A 20,269-nucleotide genomic window follows, 5' to 3' on the forward strand; every position below is an offset into this window, starting at 1 on the left:
AGCATGCAAAAAAACGAAAGCGAGCTACTAAAAAAGCTCGCTTATGGTTTGTTTTTGTTTAATTGAATGGGATCACATTTTTGAATTTTAGAGCGGGACTACTCAACAATGATCACTTCAACACCGCTGCGGCGTAGTTCCTGCAAGCTCTCCTCTGGGATGCCTTCATCAACAATGATGGTGTGGATCCTCTGGGTATCAATAATCTTATGCAGGCTGGAGCGGTTAAACTTCGTCGAGTCGGTAACGACAATGATACGTTCAGCCACTTCACACATCCGGCGGTTGAGACGCGCCTCATCTTCGTTGTGCGTGCTAACACCACGCTCTAAATCGATAGCATCAACGCCAAGAAACAGCATGTCGAAGTGATAATTTTGTAGCGACTGCTCAGCCTGATCGCCATAAAACGATTGTGACTGACGACGCAAATGACCGCCGGTCATCAGCAGCTCAACCCCTTCGGCTTCCAGTAGCGCATTGGCGACATTCATACCGTTAGTCATAGCAATGACATTGGTATGCTGGCGCATCAGGCGGGCAATTTCATAGGTCGTGGTGCCGGAGTCAAGGATCACGCGATGTCCCGGTTGAATTAACTCTGCGGCGGCTCTGGCAATACTGCGTTTTACTGCCGTATTAAGTGAACTCTTATCTTCAACAGAAGGCTCCACAACAGGCGCATTGCTCTCGCATATTAGCGCTCCGCCATAGGCACGTACCGCAATCCCCTGCTTTTCCAGAAAGGCGAGGTCGTTGCGAATAGTGACCGTGGAGACGCCAAAAAATAAGGAAAGATCGTTAACCTGAACGCTTCCCTGTTGCCGTAACCGCTGGATGATCTGCTCACGTCTTTCGCTGGTGCCAATAACGCGCTTGTCTGCAGAGGACTCGGTGTTACTCATAAGAAATCCTTTAGTTGAACCTTTCGTTTTATTTCGTTTTGTCTATTAACGCCTTTCTTTTGCGCGAATGCAAGCCCCGCAAGCAGGGAAGAGCCGGACGAACTTACGCTGAAACCTTTCATTGTGTTTCTTTTGTGAAACAGATCGGAAAACTATTATCTTTCGTTTTATTTTTATAACACCATGATGCAGTATTAAATGAAACAAAACGAAAGATTGATGTCGCAGTAATCTGACCTGGAGAGGAAAGTGAAACATCTAACTAAAATGGTCGAGCAGCATAAACGGGGGAAGGCAAACGGGATTTATGCCGTTTGTTCCGCGCATCCAATCGTATTGGAAGCCGCAATACGCTACGCCCATGCAAACCATACACCGCTGTTGATCGAAGCAACCTCTAATCAGGTTGACCAGTTTGGCGGCTATACGGGTATGACACCAGCCGATTTTCGCAGTTTTGTCTGCCGTTTAGCCGACTCGCTTGATTTTTCTCAGGATATGCTGATTCTCGGCGGAGACCATCTCGGGCCAAACCGTTGGCAAAATCTGCCTGCGGAACAGGCAATGGCAAATGCAGACGATCTGATCAAGAGCTATGTCGCCGCAGGCTTTAAAAAAATCCACCTCGATTGCAGCATGTCTTGTGCTAACGACCCGGTTCCACTGACGGATGAAATTGTCGCTGAGCGCGCCGCACGCCTGGCAAAAGTCGCCGAAGAAACCTGTATGGCACATTTTGGCGAGTCGGATCTGGTCTATGTGATTGGCACAGAAGTGCCGGTTCCAGGTGGCGCTCACGAAACGTTAACCGACCTGGCGGTAACAACGCCCGATGCCGCACGCGCAACGCTTCAGGCTCACTATCACGCCTTTGAAAAGCACGGTCTGGAAGGTATCTGGCCGCGTATTATCGCCCTGGTGGTGCAACCTGGCGTTGAATTCGACCACACACACATCATTGATTATCAACCACAGAAAGCTGTGGCACTCAGCAAAATGGTGGAAGACTACGACACACTCGTGTTTGAAGCACACTCTACCGATTACCAAACGCCACAGTCCTTGCGTCAACTGGTGATAGACCACTTCGCTATTCTGAAAGTGGGACCTGCGCTGACCTTCGCTCTGCGCGAAGCGCTGTTTTCATTAGCCGCCATTGAAGAAGAATTACTGCCTGCAAAAGCTTGTTCAGGCCTGCGACATGTGCTGGAAAGCGTAATGCTTGATCGACCAGAGTACTGGCAGAGCCACTATCACGGTGATGGCAACGCACGCCGTCTGGCTCGTGGATACAGCTACTCCGATCGGGTTCGTTACTACTGGCCGGACAGCCAGATTGATGAGGCATTCGAACGTCTGGTACGTAACCTGGCGGATGACCCCATTCCACTGCCGCTGATTAGCCAGTATTTACCCTTGCAGTACGTAAAAGTGCGCGAGGGAGATCTCAGCGCCACGCCGCGAGAACTCATCATTAACCATATTCAGGACATACTGCAGCAATATCACTGCGCCTGCCTGGGTGCTCCAGCTCGTAACGCATAACAAAAAAGAGAAAAATACCATGCCAAACATTGTATTAAGTCGCATTGATGAACGTCTGATTCACGGTCAGGTTGGTGTGCAATGGGTCGGGTTTGCGGGGGCAAACCTGGTGCTGGTCGCTAATGATGAGGTGGCTGAAGATCCAGTGCAGCAAAACCTGATGGAAATGGTACTGGCAGAAGGGATCGCCGTACGCTTCTGGTCACTACAAAAAGTGATCGACAATATTCACCGTGCCGCCGATCGCCAGAAAATTCTGCTGGTCTGCAAATCGCCTGCGGATTTCTTCCGTCTGGTCGAAGGCGGTGTTCCTGTTAACCGTATCAACGTTGGCAATATGCACTACGCCAACGGCAAACAACAAATCGCCAAAACGGTTTCTGTAGACGCTGCCGATATTACGGCGTTCAACGGGCTCAAAGCCGCTGGAGTGGAATGCTTCGTTCAGGGCGTTCCAACAGAACCCGCCCAGGACCTCTATAAACTTCTCTGAGGGATTCACAATGGAAATCAGTCTGTTGCAGGCTTTTGCGTTGGGTATTCTCGCCTTTATTGCAGGCCTGGATATGTTCAACGGGTTAACGCACATGCACCGCCCGGTTGTTCTCGGGCCGCTGGTCGGCCTGATTCTGGGCGATCTGCATACCGGTATTTTAACAGGTGGTACGCTGGAACTGGTGTGGATGGGTCTGGCCCCGCTGGCTGGAGCTCAGCCGCCAAACGTGATTATCGGCACTATCGTGGGAACCACGTTTGCCATAACGACCGGAGTGAAACCCGAAGTTGCCGTAGGTGTGGCGGTACCGTTCGCCGTAGCAGTACAAATGGGGATTACTTTCCTGTTCTCTGTGATGTCCGGGGTGATGGCTCGCTGCGATCGCATGGCAGCAAATGCCGATACAGCCGGGATTGAGCGGGTCAACTATCTGGCGTTGCTCGCGCTGGGGACCTTCTACTTTTTATGCGCGTTCCTGCCAATTTACTTTGGCGCGGAACATGCCAAAACCGCGATAGATGTTCTGCCGACGCGTCTGATTGACGGCCTCGGCGTGGCAGGCGGCATCATGCCAGCTATCGGCTTCGCTGTACTGCTGAAAATCATGATGAAAAACGTCTATATCCCCTACTTCATCCTGGGTTTTGTCGCAGCAGCCTGGCTCAAACTCCCGGTGCTAGCGATTGCCGCAGCTGCACTAGCCATGGCGCTGATCGATTTTCTGCGTAAATCACCTGAACCTACAGCTCCCGCAGCACAAAAAGAGGAATTCGAAGATGGCATCTAATCAAACGGCTCTGCCGAACGTTTCCGAAACCGAAGAAACGCTGCTGTCCGGCACCAATGAAAACGTCTACGAAGACCAGAATATCGGTGCCGAGCTGACGAAAAAAGATATCAACCGTGTTGCCTGGCGTTCAATGCTGTTGCAGGCCTCTTTTAACTACGAACGTATGCAGGCATCAGGATGGCTGTACGGCCTGTTACCTGCTCTGAAAAAGATCCACACCAATAAGCGCGATTTGGCGCGTTCGATGAAAGGCCATATGGGCTTCTTCAACACGCACCCATTCCTGGTCACGTTTGTTATCGGGATTATCCTGGCGATGGAACGCTCCAAGCAGGATGTGAACAGTATTCAAAGCACCAAGATTGCCGTGGGTGCGCCACTTGGCGGTATCGGTGATGCCATGTTCTGGTTAACGTTACTGCCTATTTGCGGCGGTATCGGAGCCAGTCTGGCGCTGCAAGGCTCTATTCTTGGCGCTGTTGTCTTTATTGTTATGTTCAACGTGGTTCATCTTGGTCTGCGCTTTGGGCTGGCACACTATGCTTATCGAATGGGCGTTGCTGCCATCCCGCTGATTAAAGCTAACACCAAAAAGGTTGGACATGCAGCATCCATCGTTGGGATGACGGTGATCGGCGCGCTGGTAGCGACCTATGTTCGCCTGAGCACTACGCTGGAAATCACTGCTGGCGATGCAGTGGTGAAACTGCAAACAGATGTGATAGACAAGCTGATGCCTGCTTTTTTACCGCTGGTCTACACATTAACCATGTTCTGGCTGGTCCGCCGTGGCTGGAGTCCTCTGCGTCTTATCGCCATTACCGTGGTGCTCGGCGTCGTAGGTAAGTTCTGTCACTTCCTGTAAACATAAGGGGTTGTAGATGTTAGGTATTATTTTGACGGGTCATGGCGGGTTTGCCAGCGGAATGGAAAAAGCGATGAAACAGATTCTGGGTGAACAATCACAGTTCATCGCCATCGACTTTCCGGAAACCTCAACCACCGCCTTACTCACATCGCAGCTTGAACAGGCGGTGAGTGAACTGGATGCGCAGCAAGACATCGTGTTTCTGACAGACCTGTTAGGCGGGACACCATTTCGCGTCGCTTCCACCCTGGCCATGCAAAGGCAAGGCACCGAGGTGATCACTGGCACTAATCTGCAACTACTGCTGGAAATGGTGCTGGAGCGCGATGGCCTGACCAGCGAAGCATTTCGCTTGCAGGCGCTGGAGTGCGGGCATCGTGGTTTAACTAGCCTGGTGGACGAACTGGGACGCTGTCGTGAGGAAAAGCCCGTTGAGGAAGGGATATGAGACAGCTACTTCGCGCCAGACGTCTACTGACCGAACGGGGCTGGCTGGACGATCATCAAATACACATTGAAGACGGCATCATTGCAGAAATAGAGCCAATCCCCTCTGGCGTTATGGTCCACGATGCAGACCTGCTTTGTCCGGCTTACATTGATATCCACGTGCACGGCGGTGCGGGCGTCGATGTGATGGATGAAGCACCAGATACGCTCGACAAACTGGCGATGCACAAAGCACGTGAAGGGGTAGCCAACTGGCTACCCACTACCGTCACCGCTCCACTACCAGATATTCGCAAGGCGCTTGAGCGTATCGCCCATCGTTACCATTCCGGAGGACCCGGCGCACAGGTGCTGGGCAGTTATCTTGAAGGCCCGTACTTTACGCCGCAGAACAAAGGGGCGCACCCGCCTGAGCTTTTCAGGGAACTGGAACTCAGTGAACTGGATGAACTGATTGCGATTTCCCAGCAAACATTGCGCGTCGTTGCGCTGGCACCAGAAAAACCCGGTGCATTACAGGCCATCGAACATCTGAAGCAGCGCAACGTACGGGTGATGCTGGGACACAGCGCTGCTACCTGGGAACAAACCCGCGCGGCCTTTGACGCCGGTGCTGACGGACTGGTGCACTGCTATAACGGTATGACCGGCTTACATCATCGGGATCCAGGAATGGTTGGCGCAGGGTTAACCGACCCTCGCGCCTGGCTGGAACTTATCGCTGACGGACACCATGTCCACCCAGCGGCCATGAAGCTCTGCTGCTGTTGCGCCAAAGACAGGCTGGTGCTGATCACCGATGCCATGCAAGCTGCAGGAATGCCAGACGGGCGCTATACGCTCTGCGGTGAGGAAGTGGAAATGCACAGTGGTATTGTGCGTACCGCTTCCGGTGGTCTGGCTGGTAGCACGCTCTCGGTTGATGCCGCCGTACGTAATATGGTCGAGCTCACCGGGATAACGGCAGAAGAGGCAATTCATATGGCCTCTCTCCACCCCGCACGTCTGTTGGGTATCGATCGCCACCTGGGATCGTTAGCAGTGGGAAAACGTGCCGACGCGATCGCGCTTAATAGCGGGCTGCATTTACAACAGATCTGGATTCAGGGTCAGGCTCTCCCCCTTTGACCTTTCATTTTGTCTCGTGTTGGCCTGCGATCTTCGATCGCAAGGCCTTTCTTTTCCTTTCGCTTGAGTAAATACCTAACCATCATTCAACAAGCGTACTTCTTATAGATCAATAAGATAATCGCCCCTTTCGTTCTCACGATCACAAATTTCGTTTTATTTCATTTTGGATCATTGCTCTTTCGATTTCTTTCCTATAGATTTTAATCAATCGACAAGATGAACAAGTGAAACGAAACGAAAGATAGCGACATTCTCGCCAGCGTCTTATGTGGAATTTACAAGACTAAGGACTTAAGTTATGCCAGAAACCTATACCCCTGTTACCGCGGTAACGGGCACCTGGACCGAAGAAGAGATCCGTCAACAACCTGCCAGTTGGATCCGTTCCCTTACGAATATCGACAACATTCGCTCTGCCATTGACAGCTTTCTCGCACCATTACTGCGCAAAAACGATCTGCGGATCATACTGACTGGGGCCGGAACATCAGCATTCATTGGCGACATCATCGCCCCCTGGCTGGCAAGCTATACCGGTAAAAACATCAGCGCTGTGCCAACCACCGATCTGGTCACTAATCCGATGGATTACCTGAATCCCGCACATCCGCTGCTGCTCATTTCTTTCGCTCGCTCAGGAAACAGCCCTGAAAGCGTTGCGGCAGTGGAACTGGCTAATCAGTTTGTACCTGAGTGCTATCACCTGCCAATCACCTGCAACGAAGCAGGTAGCCTCTATCAAAACGCAGTCGCAAGCGACAATGCCTTTGCTCTGTTGATGCCCGCAGAGACACATGACCGTGGTTTCGCCATGACCAGCAGCATTACCACCATGATGGCCAGCTGCCTGGCGGTATTCGCCCCGGAAAAAATCAACAGTCAGACCTTCCGCGACGTGGCCGATCGGTGCCAGGCGATTCTGACTTCACTGGGTGATTTCAGCGACGGCGTATTTGGCAATGAACCCTGGAAACGGATCGTTTACCTCGGTAGCGGTGGATTACAGGGAGCAGCGCGGGAATCGGCACTGAAAGTCCTGGAACTGACAGCAGGCAAACTGGCCGCATTCTATGACTCCCCTACAGGCTTTCGTCACGGTCCAAAGTCGCTGGTTGATAACGAAACGCTGGTAGTGGTCTTTGTTTCCAGCCATCCCTATACACGTCAATACGATCTCGATCTGCTGGCAGAGTTACGCCGCGATCGGCAGGCATTGCGGGTTGTCGCGATTGCCGCACAAACCCATGAGGCGATTGAAGCTGGCCCACATATTCTGCTGCCACCAGCACGCTCTTTCATCGATATGGAATTGGCATTCTGCTTCCTGATCTACGCCCAGGTCTTTGCTTTGACGCAATCCATCAATATCGGCAATACACCGGATACGCCTTCTGCCAGCGGCACTGTGAACCGCGTTGTACAGGGCGTTGTTATTCATCCCTGGAACGCCTAAAAGGATCGTTTTATGAGCATTATTTCCACGAAATACCTCCTGCTGGATGCCCAAAAAAAGGGTTATGCCGTACCCGCCTTTAACATTCATAACGCCGAGACGATCCAGGCGATCCTTGAGGTGTGCTATGAAATGCAATCGCCGGTGATCCTTGCCGGAACACCGGGCACCTTTAAGCATATCGCGCTGGAAGAGATCTACGCGCTGTGCAGCGCTTATTCCACCAGCTACGGTATACCGCTGGCGCTGCACCTTGATCACCATGAGTCGCTGGACGATATCCGTCGTAAAGTGAATGCAGGAGTGCGCAGCGCAATGATCGACGGCAGCCACTTTCCGTTTGAAGAAAACGTGAAGCTGGTGAAATCCGTTGTGGATTTTTGCCATGCCAAAGATTGCAGCGTGGAAGCTGAGCTGGGTCGCCTCGGTGGCGTAGAAGATGATATGAGCGTGGATGCAGAAAGCGCCTTCCTCACCGATCCACAAGAAGCTAAACGGTTTGTTGAGCGTACTGGCGTAGATAGCCTTGCAGTTGCCATCGGCACAGCACACGGTTTATATACCAAAACGCCCAAGATCGATTTCCAGCGGCTGGGTGAAATTCGTGAGGTCGTCGACGTTCCCCTGGTTTTACATGGCGCAAGCGATGTTCCTGACGAATACGTCCGCCGCACGATCGAGCTTGGCGTTTGCAAAGTTAACGTCGCTACTGAACTGAAAATCGCTTTTGCCGATGCGGTCAAGGCGTGGTTTGCGGAGAATCCGCAGGGCAACGATCCTCGCTATTACATGCGGGTCGGTATGGATGCGATGAAAGAAGTGGTGCGTAGCAAAATCACTGTATGCGGGTCAGCAAACCGCTTATTAATCAGTGAAACTGCCGCTCAGTCTTAAGCTCTGTGTTAGCTAATGGCCATACCCTTGTCGGTTTGGCCATCAACAATCGGGCTTACTCTCCCTGTTGTTCCAGTGCGTGCTTATACAGTGCATTCTTTTTCACGCCGTGGATTTCAGCGGCCAGCGCGGCGGCCTTTTTCAGCGGCAGTTCTGCCTGTAATAAAGCCAACGTACGCAGCGCATCGGCAGGGAGATCGTCTTCCTGCGCTTTATGCCCTTCGACAATCAGCACCATTTCACCTTTACGACGGTTTTCATCTTCCTTGACCCACGCAAGCAGTTCGCCGACCGGTGCGCCGTGAATGGTTTCCCAGGTTTTGGTCAGCTCGCGCGCCAGCACCACGTAACGGGATTCGCCCCAGACGGCAACCATGTCTTCCAGGCTATCCAGCAAGCGGTGGGTAGATTCATAAAAAATAAGCGTACGCGGCTCTGCCTCAATGGCTTTCATCGCATCACGACGCCCTTTCGATTTGGCAGGCAGAAAACCTTCATAGCAAAAGCGGTCTGAAGGCAAACCAGCAGCGCTTAGGGCAGCAATCGCCGCGCAAGGGCCCGGCAGAGGAACAACGCGGATCCCCGCTTCGCGACAGGTGCGCACCAGATGGTAGCCAGGATCGTTAATCAGCGGCGTTCCGGCATCGGAAACCAGCGCAATGTTTTGCCCTTCTTTGAGTTTCGCCACCAGCGTTTCCGCTTTTTGTTGCTCATTGTGATCGTGTAACGCGAACAAACGGGCGTTAATCGCGAAGTGTTGTAACAATAATCCTGTATGACGTGTGTCTTCAGCGGCAATCAAATCAACGGCTTGTAAAACTTCGAGCGCTCGTTGGGTAATATCAGCCAAATTTCCTATAGGAGTAGGTACAATAAAGAGTTGGCCTTGAGAATTATCCGCCGATTCGTGTTGTTTCATTGTGTCGTCCGTATTGCCGATTTAATATTGAGCATTGAGTAAAAAAATATCACTGGATACAGTATGGTACCCTCAACATTTTCTCGTTTGAAAGCCGCGCGCGCGCTACCAGTCATTCTGGCAGCACTGATTTTCGCAGGCTGTGGCACCCAGGCGCCAGACCAGAGTGCAGCCCATATGCAGGGCACTGCGCAGGCTGATTCCGGCTTTTATCTGCAACAAATGCAGCAAAGCTCAGATGATAGCAAGACCAACTGGCAATTACTCGCCATTCGTGCACTGCTGAAAGAAGGCAAGAGCCAGCAGGCTAGCGAGCTGTTCAACCAGCTGCCGCAGAAACTAAACGACACTCAGCGTCGTGAGCAGTCTCTGCTGGCCGTCGAGATCAAGCTCGCACAGAAAGATATCGCTGGCGCTCAGGCCCTGCTGGATAAACTCACTCCTGCCGATTTCGATCAAAACCAGCAGGCCAGATACTGGCAGGCGCAAATCGACGTCAACCAGGGTCGCCCATCGTTGACACTACTGCGCGCCCTGATCGCTCAGGAACCGCTGCTGTCCGCGAATGCTAAGCAGAAAAACATCGATGCCACCTGGCAGGCGCTGTCATCCATGACCCAGGAGCAAGCACAGGCACTGGTCATCAATGCGGATGAAAACGTGCTGCAAGGCTGGTTGGATCTCCAGCGCGTCTGGTTCGATAACCGTAACGATCCAGACATGATGAAAGCCGGTATTGCGGACTGGCAGAAACGTTATCCGCAAAACCCGGGCGCAAAAATACTGCCAACGCAGTTGGTTAACGTCCAGAGCTTTAAGCCCGCCTCCACCAGCAAAATTGCGCTGCTGCTGCCGCTGAACGGTCAGGCCGCTGTATTTGGCCGGACTATTCAGCAAGGCTTTGAAGCGGCGAAAAATATGGGTACTCAACCCGTAGCGGCCCCTGCGGTAGCTGCGCCTGCTGCGGATACAACAGCTGCGACGACCACAGAACAGCCGCAAACGACTGACGGCGTTGCCAGCCCTTCTCAGGCGTCAGTAAGCGATCTGACCAACGAGACGCCAGCTCAGCCAGAAACACCTGCTGCGCAGCCCACAGCACCCGCTCAGCCAACAACCGCCAGCGCACCGGCGAATCCATCAGCAGAGCTGAAAATCTACGACACTTCATCACAGCCTCTGAACCAAATCCTGACTCAGGTTCAGCAGGATGGTGCCAGCATCGTGGTTGGTCCGCTGTTGAAAAACAATGTTGAAGAGCTGATGAAAAGCAATACGCCATTAAACGTGCTGGCACTTAATCAGCCGGAGTCGGTGAAAAACCTGCCGAACGTCTGCTACTTCGCTTTGTCGCCAGAAGATGAAGCGCGCGACGCCGCGCGTCACATCCGCGATCAAGGAAAACAGACGCCGCTGTTGTTGATCCCTCGGAGTTCATTAGGCGATCGCGTTGCCAACGCCTTTGCACAGGAATGGCAAAAGCTGGGCGGCGGCGTAGTGTTGCAGCAGAAGTTTGGCTCCACCGCCGAGCTGAAAATGGGCGTCAACGGCGGCTCGGGAATTTCCCTGACGGGCAGCCCGGTGGCCTCCTCTGTACCTGCGCAACCTGGCGTGACGATTGGCGGCCTGACGATTCCGGCTGCGCCCACCGATGCGCAGATCACCGGCGGCAGCGGCCGTGTTGATGCAGTGTATATTCTGGCGACGCCGGAAGAAATTGCCTTTATTAAGCCGATGATCGCTATGCGCAACGGCAGCCAGAGCGGAGCGACGCTGTACGCCAGCTCCCGTAGCGCGCAGGGAACTGCTGGCCCGGATTTCCGTCTGGAGATGGAAGGCTTGCAGTACAGCGAAATACCGATGCTGGCAGGTGCTAACGCTCCTCTCATGCAGCAGGCGCTTGGCGCGGTTCGTAACGACTACTCACTGGCACGTATGTATGCGATGGGCGTCGATGCCTGGTCACTTGCCAACCACTTCTCGCAAATGCGTCAGGTACAGGGTTTCGAAATTAACGGCAACACCGGGGCCTTAACCGCAACGCCGGATTGTGTGATTAACAGGAAGTTATCATGGCTCAAATACCAGCAAGGACAAGTCGTCCCCGCCAGTTAACGAGTAAACAGACCGGTGACGCGTGGGAATCCACCGCGCGTGACTGGCTGCAAAACAAGGGACTGCATTTTATCGCCGCCAACGTGCGTGAACGTGGCGGCGAAATCGACCTGATAATGCGTGAAGGCAGCACTACCGTCTTTGTTGAAGTCCGCTATCGGCGCTCGGCCCAGTTTGGTGGCGCAGCGGCGAGTGTGACCCGGAGCAAACAACACAAATTATTACAGACCGCCCGCTTGTGGCTTGCGCGCCACAATGGGAGTTTTGATACTGTGGATTGCCGGTTCGATGTGTTAGCCTTCACCGGAAATGATGTTGAGTGGTTTAAGGACGCGTTCAACGACCGCTCATAGTTGAAGATTCAGAGCCTGGTTCTTAAGGATTAGCGTGTTAGATAGAATTAAAGTCTGCTTTACAGAAAGCATTCAAACTCAGATAGCTGCGGCTGAAGCACTTCCGGATGCGATCTCCCGTGCCGCCATGACGCTGGTTCAGTCCCTGCTCAATGGCAACAAAATTCTCTGTTGTGGTAATGGGACGTCCGCTGCCAACGCACAGCATTTTGCTGCCAGCATGATCAATCGTTTTGAAACAGAACGCCCAAGTTTACCTGCGATTGCACTAAACACTGATAATGTGGTCTTAACTGCGATTGCCAACGATCGCCTGCACGACGAAGTTTATGCAAAACAAGTCCGTGCGCTGGGACATGCAGGAGATGTTCTGCTGGCAATCTCTACGCGTGGTAATAGCCGCGATATCGTAAAAGCCGTTGAAGCCGCCGTGACACGCGACATGACAATCGTCGCGCTGACCGGGTATGACGGAGGGGAACTGGCCGGATTACTGGGGCCGCAGGATGTTGAAATCCGTATCCCCTCACACCACAGCGCCCGCGTTCAGGAAATGCACATGCTGACGGTCAACTGCCTTTGCGATCTCATCGATAACACGCTTTTCCCTCACCAGGATGATTAAGGAGTACACATGAAGGCATTTTCGCCGCTTGCTGTGATTATCGCTGCACTGCTGCTGCAAGGCTGTGTCGCTGCTGCCGTTGTCGGAACTGCTGCTGTCGGCACCAAAGCCGCGACGGATCCTCGCAGCGTCGGCACCCAGGTAGATGATGGAACCCTGGAATTACGCGTCAATACGGCGTTGTCGAAAGATGCCCAGATCAAGAAAGAAGCGCGAATCAACGTGAGCGCATATCAGGGTAAAGTGCTGCTGGTCGGTCAGTCGCCAAATAGCGAACTGTCTGCACGAGCAAAACAGATTGCGATGGGCGTAGAAGGTACGACTGAGGTCTTTAATGAGATCCGTCAGGGCCAGCCAATCGGTCTGGGCGATGCGTCCAACGATACCTGGATAACCACCAAAGTACGTTCCCAGTTACTGACCAGCGATCAGGTGAAATCCTCTAACGTGAAAGTCACGACCGAGAATGGAGAAGTGTTCCTGTTAGGTCTGGTGACCGAACGCGAAGCGAAGGCGGCGGCAGACATCGCCAGCCGGGTAAGCGGCGTGAAACGCGTCACGACGGCCTTTACGTTTATTAAGTAATACTGATGCCGGATAGCGACGCCTGAGCGTCTCATCCGGCCTACAGGACGTTATCGTTTGTAGGTCGGATAAGCGTCAGCGCCATCCGGCATTTTATTTAGCCCTTTCGCGTAACTCGGAAGAGGTCAGGATCGAAACCCCTTCATGCCCAGGCGCCAGCGCTTCTGCCAACATTGCCCGTGCAACATCGCGCGCTTCAATCGACTTCCAGTTACCCGGCAGCAGCCTGAACAACGGCGCTAAAAACATCTCATTCGCCCGCTGTTTGTCCCTATCACCCAGTAGCATTGAAGGCCGGGCAATGGTCAGCCGAGGCCAATTCTGCGCGATCAGCGCCTGCTCCATTTCACCTTTCACCCGATTATAAAAAAACGGTGAATTGGCATTAGCGCCCATCGAACTCACCACCAGCATATGCTGTGCCCCCAGCCGACGCCCCGTCAGAGCTGTATCCACTACCAGCGTATAGTCAGCGTGGATAAATGCTTCTTTGCTGCCCGCTTCACGTCGGGTCGTTCCCAGACAACAAAAGACAATATCGACCGGATCGGTAACCTGCGCCAGAGCATCGGTTAGCTGCGGATCGTGGGGATTATAGATGCCAACCGTATCAGCCAGCGGTCGACGCGTCGGCGCCGTAATGGCATTGATCCGGGGTTCATTCAGTAGCATCCGCAATAAATGTCCACCCACAAGACCCGTTGCACCGGTTATTAACACCTGACTCATCGTTTATTTTCCCCTGACGCTTCAATCACTCTTTTAACTATAGATCACGTAGCCAGTGCATCTTTTTACCGAAGCCCAGCGTGTTGTCCGTGAATTTGACTTCATCCAGTCGAATCTCCCACACGGGCGCTGGCAACATTCTGGCGACGGGGAAACGGCGGTTGTAGGCGTTACGCGCGGCTTCACTCTCCTGCCCTTCAAGACGGCGAATCTCCCCCTTAAACTGCACGCCACGAATCAGGGCGACCGTTTTGGGCTGACCATTTACCGTGCCGGCAATCGGTGCACACGGTCCCGACATCTGCGCATGGCGCGTTTTATCTTCGGTCAGCACATAGAATGCCATCTTCTGCGCATCAAACAGGTAAAACGCATTGGCGCACCACAATTCACCTTCGTGGTGTACGCACCAGGTCACGACGTGCTGTTTTGCCAGCCAGCGAGACACTGCAGTCAGTGTTTCCATTTCTGTTCTCTTTTATACTGTAGGCCTGAAAATTATCATGTCGATGGTGACAATGACACCCTGGTATCTGTACCTGATCCGTACCGCTGACAACGCCTTATACACCGGAATAACCACCGATGTGCAGCGCCGCTATAAGCAGCATCAAAGTGGGAAAGGCGCGAAGGCGCTACGTGGAAAGGGGGAACTCACGTTGGCATTTGCGGCGCAGATTGGCGACCGTTCGCTGGCCCTGCGCATAGAGTATCGCGTCAAACAGCTCACAAAGCGTCAGAAAGAGCGCCTTGTAGAAGGCGAAGGGCTTGAGGCTCTACTGAACAGCCTGCAAGCCCCGGATGTTAAAAACGATTGAAGTGGTCGTGGTATTCCACCAGGCCCGTCACGCCCTCCAGCGCATCGTCCGCCAGGCGATGAACCTGGAACGCGCTTTCGGTGCCCGGCCAGCGGCAACGCAGGTCATGATGCGCTGCCAGCTCAAAGCCAAAGCGGCTGTACAGTGCCGGATCGCCCAGCGTAACCACCGCGGCGTAGCCAAACTCGTTCAGGGAATCGAGTCCTTCATAGACCAGTTGACGCGCCAGGCCTTGCCCCCGGTAGTTTTCATCCACCGCGAGCGGCGCCATGCCGACCCATTGCAGATCTTCACCCTGAACATCGACAGGGCTGAACGCGACGTAACCCACTACCTGACCTTCATCATCGGTAGCAACCAAACCCAGCGTTAAGAAACCATCTTCACGCAGGTCGTGCACTAATTTTGCTTCCGCATCGCTCTCAAATGAACGGCGCAGCAACGCATCAATACCAGGGGCATCAATGGGAATCTCAACTCGAATCAGCATGGCTCACCTACCGAGGTCTGTTTGGTTTCTGGCGACGTTTTCATCCCCGCCTCAACAAAATCCGCCAACTGCATCAGCATGACGCGCAACGCTTTAGGCATCTGCTCCAGTTCGATGGCATCCATCAGATTTTTTACGTATAGCCCTAATTCTGTATCACCTTCAATCACCAGGCGACGCTGGAAGAAAAGCGTATCCGGATCCTGCTTGCGGGCCACGATCATCAGGAGATCGCTGGCATCGGCGCTAAAACTCACATCCGCATCTGCATTCTGGCTGACGATAAGTTTATCGTTTTCAACAGAGGTATACCATTTGAGGTCAATGTCACGCACATGAATGCTCAGCCAGCGACCTTCGAGAAACTCCAGCTCCCCATCGGCCAGCGCCTGACTAAACTGCCAGCTCAGGACCTGCTCCAGAACCTGGCGCTTCAGCGCAAAGGGCGTCAGTTTAACCGGTACACTCATCAGAGAAGGACCTAAATGTACTAAGCGTGAACGCAGTTTATCCAACACGAGCTTTACTCCCTGTTTCAATAGTCCTGCTATTTTGCCATATCAAATAAACGACATAGCGGCATAAATCAACAATTCGCTACGAAATTGTTACCTCTTTATTGGTGTCACCAATACGACTTTAACTGCCTCAAATCAAAAATTGTCTCAGCAAGGTTAACTAAAATCCCTCTTCGTTAACATTTCTGCGCCCTACATGGCGCAACGTTCAGGATAAATTATGGAGCTGCTCTGCCCTGCCGGAAACCTCCCGGCGCTTAAGGCGGCCATCGAGAACGGCGCTGATGCTGTCTACATCGGGCTGAAAGATGATACCAACGCCCGTCATTTCGCCGGCCTTAATTTTACCGAGAAAAAATTGCAGGAAGCGGTGAGTTTCGTTCATCAACATCGCCGTAAGCTGCACATTGCGATTAACACCTTTGCGCACCCGGATGGTTACGCACGCTGGCAGCGTGCCGTTGATATGGCAGCGCAACTGGGTGCAGACGCGCTGATCCTCGCCGACCTCGCCATGCTTGAGTATGCCGCAGAGCGCTACCCGCATATTGAGCGCCATGTCTCTGTTCAGGCATCTGCAACCAATGAAGAGGCGATTAATTTCTACCATCGCAACTTTGACGTCGCCCGCGTGGTTCTGCCGCGCGTGCTGTCTATTCATCAGGTGAAGCAGCTTGCTCGCGTCACACCAGTTCCCCTGGAAGTGTTCGCCTTTGGCAGCTTGTGCATTATGGCGGAAGGCCGTTGCTATCTTTCGTCTTACCTGACGGGCGAATCTCCTAATACCGTCGGTGCCTGCTCCCCTGCCCGTTTTGTGCGCTGGCAGCAGACCCCACAGGGTCTGGAATCTCGCCTGAACGAAGTGCTGATTGATCGCTACCAGGATGGCGAAAACGCCGGGTATCCAACGCTGTGTAAAGGGCGCTACCTGGTGGATGGCGAGCGCTACCATGCGCTGGAAGAACCCACCAGCCTCAACACGCTCGAACTGCTGCCGGAACTGCTGGCTGCCAATATTGCCTCGGTGAAAATCGAAGGTCGCCAGCGCAGCCCGGCTTACGTTAGCCAGGTGGCGAAAGTGTGGCGTCAGGCAATCGACCGCTGTATGGCCGACCCGCAAAACTACGTCCCGCAGGCCGCGTGGATGGAAACGCTCGGTTCAATGTCCGAAGGCACGCAGACCACGCTTGGCGCGTATCACCGTAAATGGCAGTGAGAAAAGCAATGAAATATTCATTAGGACCCGTGCTCTACTACTGGTCGAAAGAAACGCTGGAAGATTTTTACCAGCAGGCCGCCGCCAGTCATGCTGATGTTATCTATCTTGGCGAAGCAGTATGCAGCAAACGCCGTGCGACCAAAGTGGGCGACTGGCTGGATATGGCGAAGTCTCTCGCCGGTAGTGGTAAGCAGGTGGTGCTGTCGACGCTGGCGCTGGTGCAGGCTTCCTCTGAACTGGGAGAGCTGAAGCGCTATGTCGAAAACGGCGACTTCCTGTTGGAAGCCAGCGATCTCGGCGTGGTGAATATGTGCGCCGAGCGTAAGCTGCCGTTTGTCGCCGGGCACGCGCTCAACTGCTACAACGCCGTCACGCTGCGTATTCTGCTCAAGCAGGGCATGGTGCGCTGGTGTATGCCGGTTGAGCTGTCGCGCGACTGGCTGGTGAACCTGCTCAACCAGTGCGACGAACTGGGTATTCGCGACCAGTTTGAAACCGAAGTGCTGAGTTATGGGCATTTACCGCTGGCCTACTCTGCCCGCTGCTTTACCGCGCGTTCCGAAGATCGTCCAAAAGACGAATGTGAAACCTGCTGCATTAAATATCCCAACGGGCGTGATGTGCTGTCGCAGGAGAATCAGCAGGTCTTTGTGCTCAACGGGATCCAGACCATGAGCGGCTATGTCTACAACCTCGGTAACGAGCTGACATCCATGCAGGGGCTGGTTGATATTGTGCGCCTTTCCCCGCTGGGGACAGAGACATTCGCCATGCTTGACGCCTTCCGTGCCAATGAAAATGGCAGTGCTCCATTACCGCTTGCCGCCCACAGTGACTGCAACGGCTATTGGAAGCGACTGGCTGGTCTGGAGCTGCAGGCGTAAAAAAGCTCACTTTGTTAACAACGGTAATCAAATTTTAATGCAGTATTAAAAGATTAACCGGTAACAAAGTGAGCCGTTATGACTGACAAAACTATTCCGTTCTCGGTGCTGGATCTGGCGCCAATCCCTGAAGGGTCTTCGGCAAAAGAGGCCTTCACGCACTCGCTTGATCTCGCCCGACTGGCCGAAAAGCGCGGCTACCACCGCTACTGGCTGGCTGAACATCACAACATGACCGGCATCGCCAGCGCCGCAACTTCTGTGCTGATTGGCTATCTGGCTGCCAATACCACCACGCTGCATCTCGGGTCTGGCGGCGTGATGCTGCCCAACCATTCGCCGCTGGTGATCGCCGAGCAGTTCGGTACCCTGAATACGCTGTATCCGGGACGCATCGATCTTGGGCTTGGCCGCGCGCCGGGGAGCGATCAGCCAACGATGCGTGCGCTGCGCCGCCATATGAGCGGTGATATCGATAACTTCCCTCGCGACGTCGCTGAACTGGTGGACTGGTTCGACGCCCGCGATCCTAACCCCCATGTACGCCCGGTTCCCGGCTACGGCGAGCAGATCCCGGTCTGGTTATTAGGCTCCAGCCTGTACAGCGCACAGCTGGCGGCCCAGCTCGGCCTGCCGTTTGCTTTCGCCTCGCATTTTGCTCCGGATATGCTGCATCAGGCGCTGCATCTATATCGCACCCAGTTCAAACCCTCAGCGCGGCTGGCAAAGCCGTATGCGATGGTGTGCATCAACATCATTGCCGCTGACAGCAATCGCGATGCCGAGTTTCTTTTCACCTCGATGCAGCAGGCGTTTGTGAAACTGCGTCGTGGCGAAACCGGCCAGCTACCACCGCCGGTAGAGAATATGCATCAGCTGTGGTCCGCTTCTGAACAGTACGGCGTACAACAGGCGCTGAGCATGTCGCTGGTTGGTGATAAGGCAAAAGTGCGTCACGGTCTTGATGCCATTTTGCGTGAAACCCAGGCCGATGAAATTATGGTTAACGGCCAGATTTTTGATCATCAGGCACGTCTACATTCGTTTGATTTGGCGATGGATGTGAAGCAGGAATTGTTGGGGTAGCGCGGTTTGTGCCTGATGGCGGCTACGCCTTATCCGGCCTACACGGTACTGTAGGCCCGGTAAGCGTAGCGCTACCGGGCAACGGTTTTACTGATAGACCGGTAACAGATCCACGCTCGACAGAATATGGATAACCGCGTTGCCGATACCGAACACCAGGATCAGCGCAATCATCGGCTTACCGCCCCAGACACGGAATTTCGGGCTACCGAAACGCTCGCGGGATTTACGGGCCAGCAGCGCCGGAACAATGGCAGCCCATATGGTTGCTGCGAGTCCTGCATAGCCGATGGCGTACAGGAAACCGTTCGGCCATAGCAGGCCACCGATAATTGGCGGGACAAACGTCAGCAATGCCGTTTTGAAACGTCCCACTGCTGAGTCATCAAAGCCAAACAGATCCGCCAGATAGTCAAACAGACCGAGCGTAACGCCGAGGAATGAACTCGCCACCGCAAAGTTGGAGAACACCACCAGCAGCAGATCCAGACTGCGGCTGTTTAGTACGCCGCTCAGTGCCTGTACCAGCACATCAATGTTACCGCCCTGTTGCGCGATACCGATAAACTCTGGACGCGGAATGTTGCCCATCGTTCCCAGCAACCATACTGTATACAGCACCAGCGCCAGCAGCGTGCCGTACACCAGACACTTAACGATGGTCTTCGGATCTTTGCCGTAGTACTTCATCAGGCTCGGGACGTTGCCGTGATAGCCGAATGAAGCCAGACAAAACGGCAGCGTCATCAGCAGGTACGGCGTATACGAAGCGTTGCTCTGCGCCACATTAAACAGTGTTGCGGGCTGCACGTGCCCCAGCAGACTGCCGAAGGTCAGGAAAAAGGTAATCACCTTTGCGCCCAGCACAATCGCCGTCATGCGGCTAACCGCTTTGGTGCTTAACCACACCACAAATGCCACCAGCAGCGCAAAGCCAAGACCTGCCGCGCGCGCCGGAACATTCAGCGACATCTCGGAGAAGGTGTGATGTAGAATCGACCCGCTCGCTGAGATATAGGCGTAAGTCAGGATATAGAGAACGAAAGCAATCGAGATGCCGTTCACCACGTTCCAGCCTTTACCCAGCAGATCTTTCGTGATGGTGTCAAAGCTGGAACCAATGCGGTAATTGAGGTTAGCTTCAAGGATCATCAGCCCGGAATGCAGCATGCAGAACCAGGTGAAGATCAGCGCCGCCATTGACCAGAAAAACCACGCCCCGGACATGACCACTGGCAGAGAAAACATCCCCGCGCCAATAATGGTGCCGCCGATAATCACCACGCCGCCGAGCAGCGAAGGTGACGTTTGGGTGGTGGTTAGTGTTGCCATTTAGCCATCTCTCCAGTCATTTATATTGTGACTACATCTCAATGTGCTGCACTGTACCAGTACA

Annotated in this window: 23 protein-coding genes; 16 read left to right on the plus strand and 7 right to left on the minus strand. The window is 53.6% G+C overall.

Going from position 1 to position 20,269, the window contains the following annotated elements:
• Nucleotides 1–98 precede the first annotated feature (98 nt).
• A complete protein-coding gene (locus WC1_RS04105; RefSeq protein WP_003024922.1) occupies nucleotides 99–905 on the minus strand; it encodes a DeoR family transcriptional regulator in 807 nt (268 codons plus the stop codon).
• A gap of 249 nt (nucleotides 906–1,154) precedes the next feature.
• On the opposite strand from WC1_RS04105, the gene kbaZ reads away from it, so the two are divergent.
• From kbaZ to kbaY, 8 genes are all read left to right on the plus strand, one after another.
• The gene (kbaZ, locus tag WC1_RS04100) at nucleotides 1,155–2,450 is read left to right on the plus strand and encodes a tagatose-bisphosphate aldolase subunit KbaZ (protein WP_008320556.1); all 1,296 of its coding nucleotides are present in this window, start codon (nucleotides 1,155–1,157) and stop codon (nucleotides 2,448–2,450) included.
• Nucleotides 2,451–2,469: 19 nt separating this feature from the next.
• A complete protein-coding gene (gene agaV, locus WC1_RS04095) occupies nucleotides 2,470–2,943 on the plus strand; it encodes a PTS N-acetylgalactosamine transporter subunit IIB (protein ID WP_003024925.1) in 474 nt (157 codons plus the stop codon).
• A gap of 10 nt (nucleotides 2,944–2,953) precedes the next feature.
• Nucleotides 2,954–3,733, plus strand: coding sequence for a PTS N-acetylgalactosamine transporter subunit IIC (gene agaW, locus WC1_RS04090; protein ID WP_003839998.1), 780 nt, complete (start codon nucleotides 2,954–2,956; stop codon nucleotides 3,731–3,733).
• Nucleotides 3,723–4,601 carry a PTS N-acetylgalactosamine transporter subunit IID gene (gene agaE / locus WC1_RS04085; protein ID WP_003024929.1) on the plus strand — a complete coding sequence of 293 codons (879 nt, stop codon included), beginning with the start codon at nucleotides 3,723–3,725 and terminating at the stop codon, nucleotides 4,599–4,601. The genes agaW and agaE overlap by 11 nt, the downstream gene beginning before the upstream one ends.
• A gap of 16 nt (nucleotides 4,602–4,617) precedes the next feature.
• Nucleotides 4,618–5,052: a PTS galactosamine/N-acetylgalactosamine transporter subunit IIA gene (agaF, locus tag WC1_RS04080; protein WP_003024930.1), complete on the plus strand. Its 435-nt coding sequence runs from the start codon at nucleotides 4,618–4,620 to the stop codon at nucleotides 5,050–5,052.
• The gene (nagA, locus tag WC1_RS04075; protein ID WP_016151041.1) at nucleotides 5,049–6,182 is read left to right on the plus strand and encodes an N-acetylglucosamine-6-phosphate deacetylase; all 1,134 of its coding nucleotides are present in this window, start codon (nucleotides 5,049–5,051) and stop codon (nucleotides 6,180–6,182) included. The genes agaF and nagA overlap by 4 nt, the downstream gene beginning before the upstream one ends.
• A gap of 301 nt (nucleotides 6,183–6,483) precedes the next feature.
• Nucleotides 6,484–7,638 carry an AgaS family sugar isomerase gene (locus tag WC1_RS04070; protein ID WP_003839993.1) on the plus strand — a complete coding sequence of 385 codons (1,155 nt, stop codon included), beginning with the start codon at nucleotides 6,484–6,486 and terminating at the stop codon, nucleotides 7,636–7,638.
• Nucleotides 7,639–7,650: 12 nt separating this feature from the next.
• Nucleotides 7,651–8,532: a tagatose-bisphosphate aldolase subunit KbaY gene (gene kbaY, locus WC1_RS04065; protein WP_016151042.1), complete on the plus strand. Its 882-nt coding sequence runs from the start codon at nucleotides 7,651–7,653 to the stop codon at nucleotides 8,530–8,532.
• A gap of 55 nt (nucleotides 8,533–8,587) precedes the next feature.
• On the opposite strand, the gene rsmI is transcribed toward kbaY, so the two are convergent.
• Nucleotides 8,588–9,451, minus strand: a complete 864-nt coding sequence (gene rsmI, locus WC1_RS04060) for a 16S rRNA (cytidine(1402)-2'-O)-methyltransferase (protein WP_003024942.1) — start codon at nucleotides 9,449–9,451, stop codon at nucleotides 8,588–8,590.
• A gap of 63 nt (nucleotides 9,452–9,514) precedes the next feature.
• Here rsmI and WC1_RS04055 point away from each other — a divergent pair, with 63 nt between their 5' ends.
• From WC1_RS04055 to dolP, 4 genes are read left to right on the plus strand one after another with little or no spacing between them, the layout of a single operon-like run.
• The gene (locus WC1_RS04055) at nucleotides 9,515–11,566 is read left to right on the plus strand and encodes a penicillin-binding protein activator (protein ID WP_016151043.1); all 2,052 of its coding nucleotides are present in this window, start codon (nucleotides 9,515–9,517) and stop codon (nucleotides 11,564–11,566) included.
• Nucleotides 11,524–11,919: a YraN family protein gene (locus WC1_RS04050; RefSeq protein WP_016151044.1), complete on the plus strand. Its 396-nt coding sequence runs from the start codon at nucleotides 11,524–11,526 to the stop codon at nucleotides 11,917–11,919. Before WC1_RS04055 ends, WC1_RS04050 begins: the two co-directional genes overlap by 43 nt.
• A 34-nt stretch (nucleotides 11,920–11,953) precedes the next feature.
• A complete protein-coding gene (gene diaA / locus WC1_RS04045; protein ID WP_003024948.1) occupies nucleotides 11,954–12,544 on the plus strand; it encodes a DnaA initiator-associating protein DiaA in 591 nt (196 codons plus the stop codon).
• Between the two features lie 9 nt (nucleotides 12,545–12,553).
• A complete protein-coding gene (dolP, locus tag WC1_RS04040; protein WP_003024954.1) occupies nucleotides 12,554–13,129 on the plus strand; it encodes a division/outer membrane stress-associated lipid-binding lipoprotein in 576 nt (191 codons plus the stop codon).
• A 93-nt stretch (nucleotides 13,130–13,222) separates the two neighbouring features.
• Here the strand turns inward: dolP and WC1_RS04035 are convergent, their stop codons facing one another.
• A complete protein-coding gene (locus WC1_RS04035; RefSeq protein WP_003024957.1) occupies nucleotides 13,223–13,858 on the minus strand; it encodes an NAD(P)H-binding protein in 636 nt (211 codons plus the stop codon).
• Between the two features lie 37 nt (nucleotides 13,859–13,895).
• Nucleotides 13,896–14,324: a YhbP family protein gene (locus WC1_RS04030; protein ID WP_003839984.1), complete on the minus strand. Its 429-nt coding sequence runs from the start codon at nucleotides 14,322–14,324 to the stop codon at nucleotides 13,896–13,898.
• A 37-nt stretch (nucleotides 14,325–14,361) separates the two neighbouring features.
• On the opposite strand from WC1_RS04030, the gene WC1_RS04025 reads away from it, so the two are divergent.
• A complete protein-coding gene (locus WC1_RS04025) occupies nucleotides 14,362–14,676 on the plus strand; it encodes a GIY-YIG nuclease family protein (RefSeq protein WP_016151045.1) in 315 nt (104 codons plus the stop codon).
• On the opposite strand, the gene WC1_RS04020 is transcribed toward WC1_RS04025, so the two are convergent.
• Both WC1_RS04020 and WC1_RS04015 read right to left on the minus strand, forming a co-directional pair.
• Nucleotides 14,663–15,166 (minus strand): GNAT family N-acetyltransferase, encoded by a 504-nt coding sequence (locus WC1_RS04020; protein ID WP_003024966.1) that lies wholly within the window; start codon nucleotides 15,164–15,166, stop codon nucleotides 14,663–14,665. The genes WC1_RS04025 and WC1_RS04020 overlap by 14 nt on opposite strands.
• A complete protein-coding gene (locus WC1_RS04015) occupies nucleotides 15,160–15,684 on the minus strand; it encodes a ubiquinone anaerobic biosynthesis accessory factor UbiT (protein WP_003024968.1) in 525 nt (174 codons plus the stop codon). The genes WC1_RS04020 and WC1_RS04015 overlap by 7 nt, the downstream gene beginning before the upstream one ends.
• 220 nt (nucleotides 15,685–15,904) lie before the next feature.
• On the opposite strand from WC1_RS04015, the gene WC1_RS04010 reads away from it, so the two are divergent.
• The 3 genes from WC1_RS04010 (at nucleotide 15,905) to WC1_RS04000 (ending at nucleotide 18,873) form a co-directional block, all read left to right on the plus strand.
• Entirely contained in the window at nucleotides 15,905–16,900 is a 996-nt protein-coding gene (locus WC1_RS04010) for a ubiquinone anaerobic biosynthesis protein UbiU (protein ID WP_003839981.1), read from the plus strand.
• A complete protein-coding gene (locus WC1_RS04005) occupies nucleotides 16,891–17,787 on the plus strand; it encodes a U32 family peptidase (protein ID WP_032938297.1) in 897 nt (298 codons plus the stop codon). Before WC1_RS04010 ends, WC1_RS04005 begins: the two co-directional genes overlap by 10 nt.
• A 78-nt stretch (nucleotides 17,788–17,865) precedes the next feature.
• Complete coding sequence (locus WC1_RS04000; RefSeq protein WP_016151046.1) at nucleotides 17,866–18,873, plus strand: luciferase-like monooxygenase; 1,008 nt, start codon at nucleotides 17,866–17,868, stop codon at nucleotides 18,871–18,873.
• An 87-nt stretch (nucleotides 18,874–18,960) separates the two neighbouring features.
• Here the strand turns inward: WC1_RS04000 and mtr are convergent, their stop codons facing one another.
• A complete protein-coding gene (gene mtr, locus WC1_RS03995; RefSeq protein WP_016151047.1) occupies nucleotides 18,961–20,205 on the minus strand; it encodes a tryptophan permease in 1,245 nt (414 codons plus the stop codon).
• Nucleotides 20,206–20,269 lie beyond the last annotated feature (64 nt).

The sequence above is a fragment of the Citrobacter sp. KTE30 genome, from assembly GCF_000398825.1.
Lineage (GTDB): Bacteria > Pseudomonadota > Gammaproteobacteria > Enterobacterales > Enterobacteriaceae > Citrobacter > Citrobacter freundii.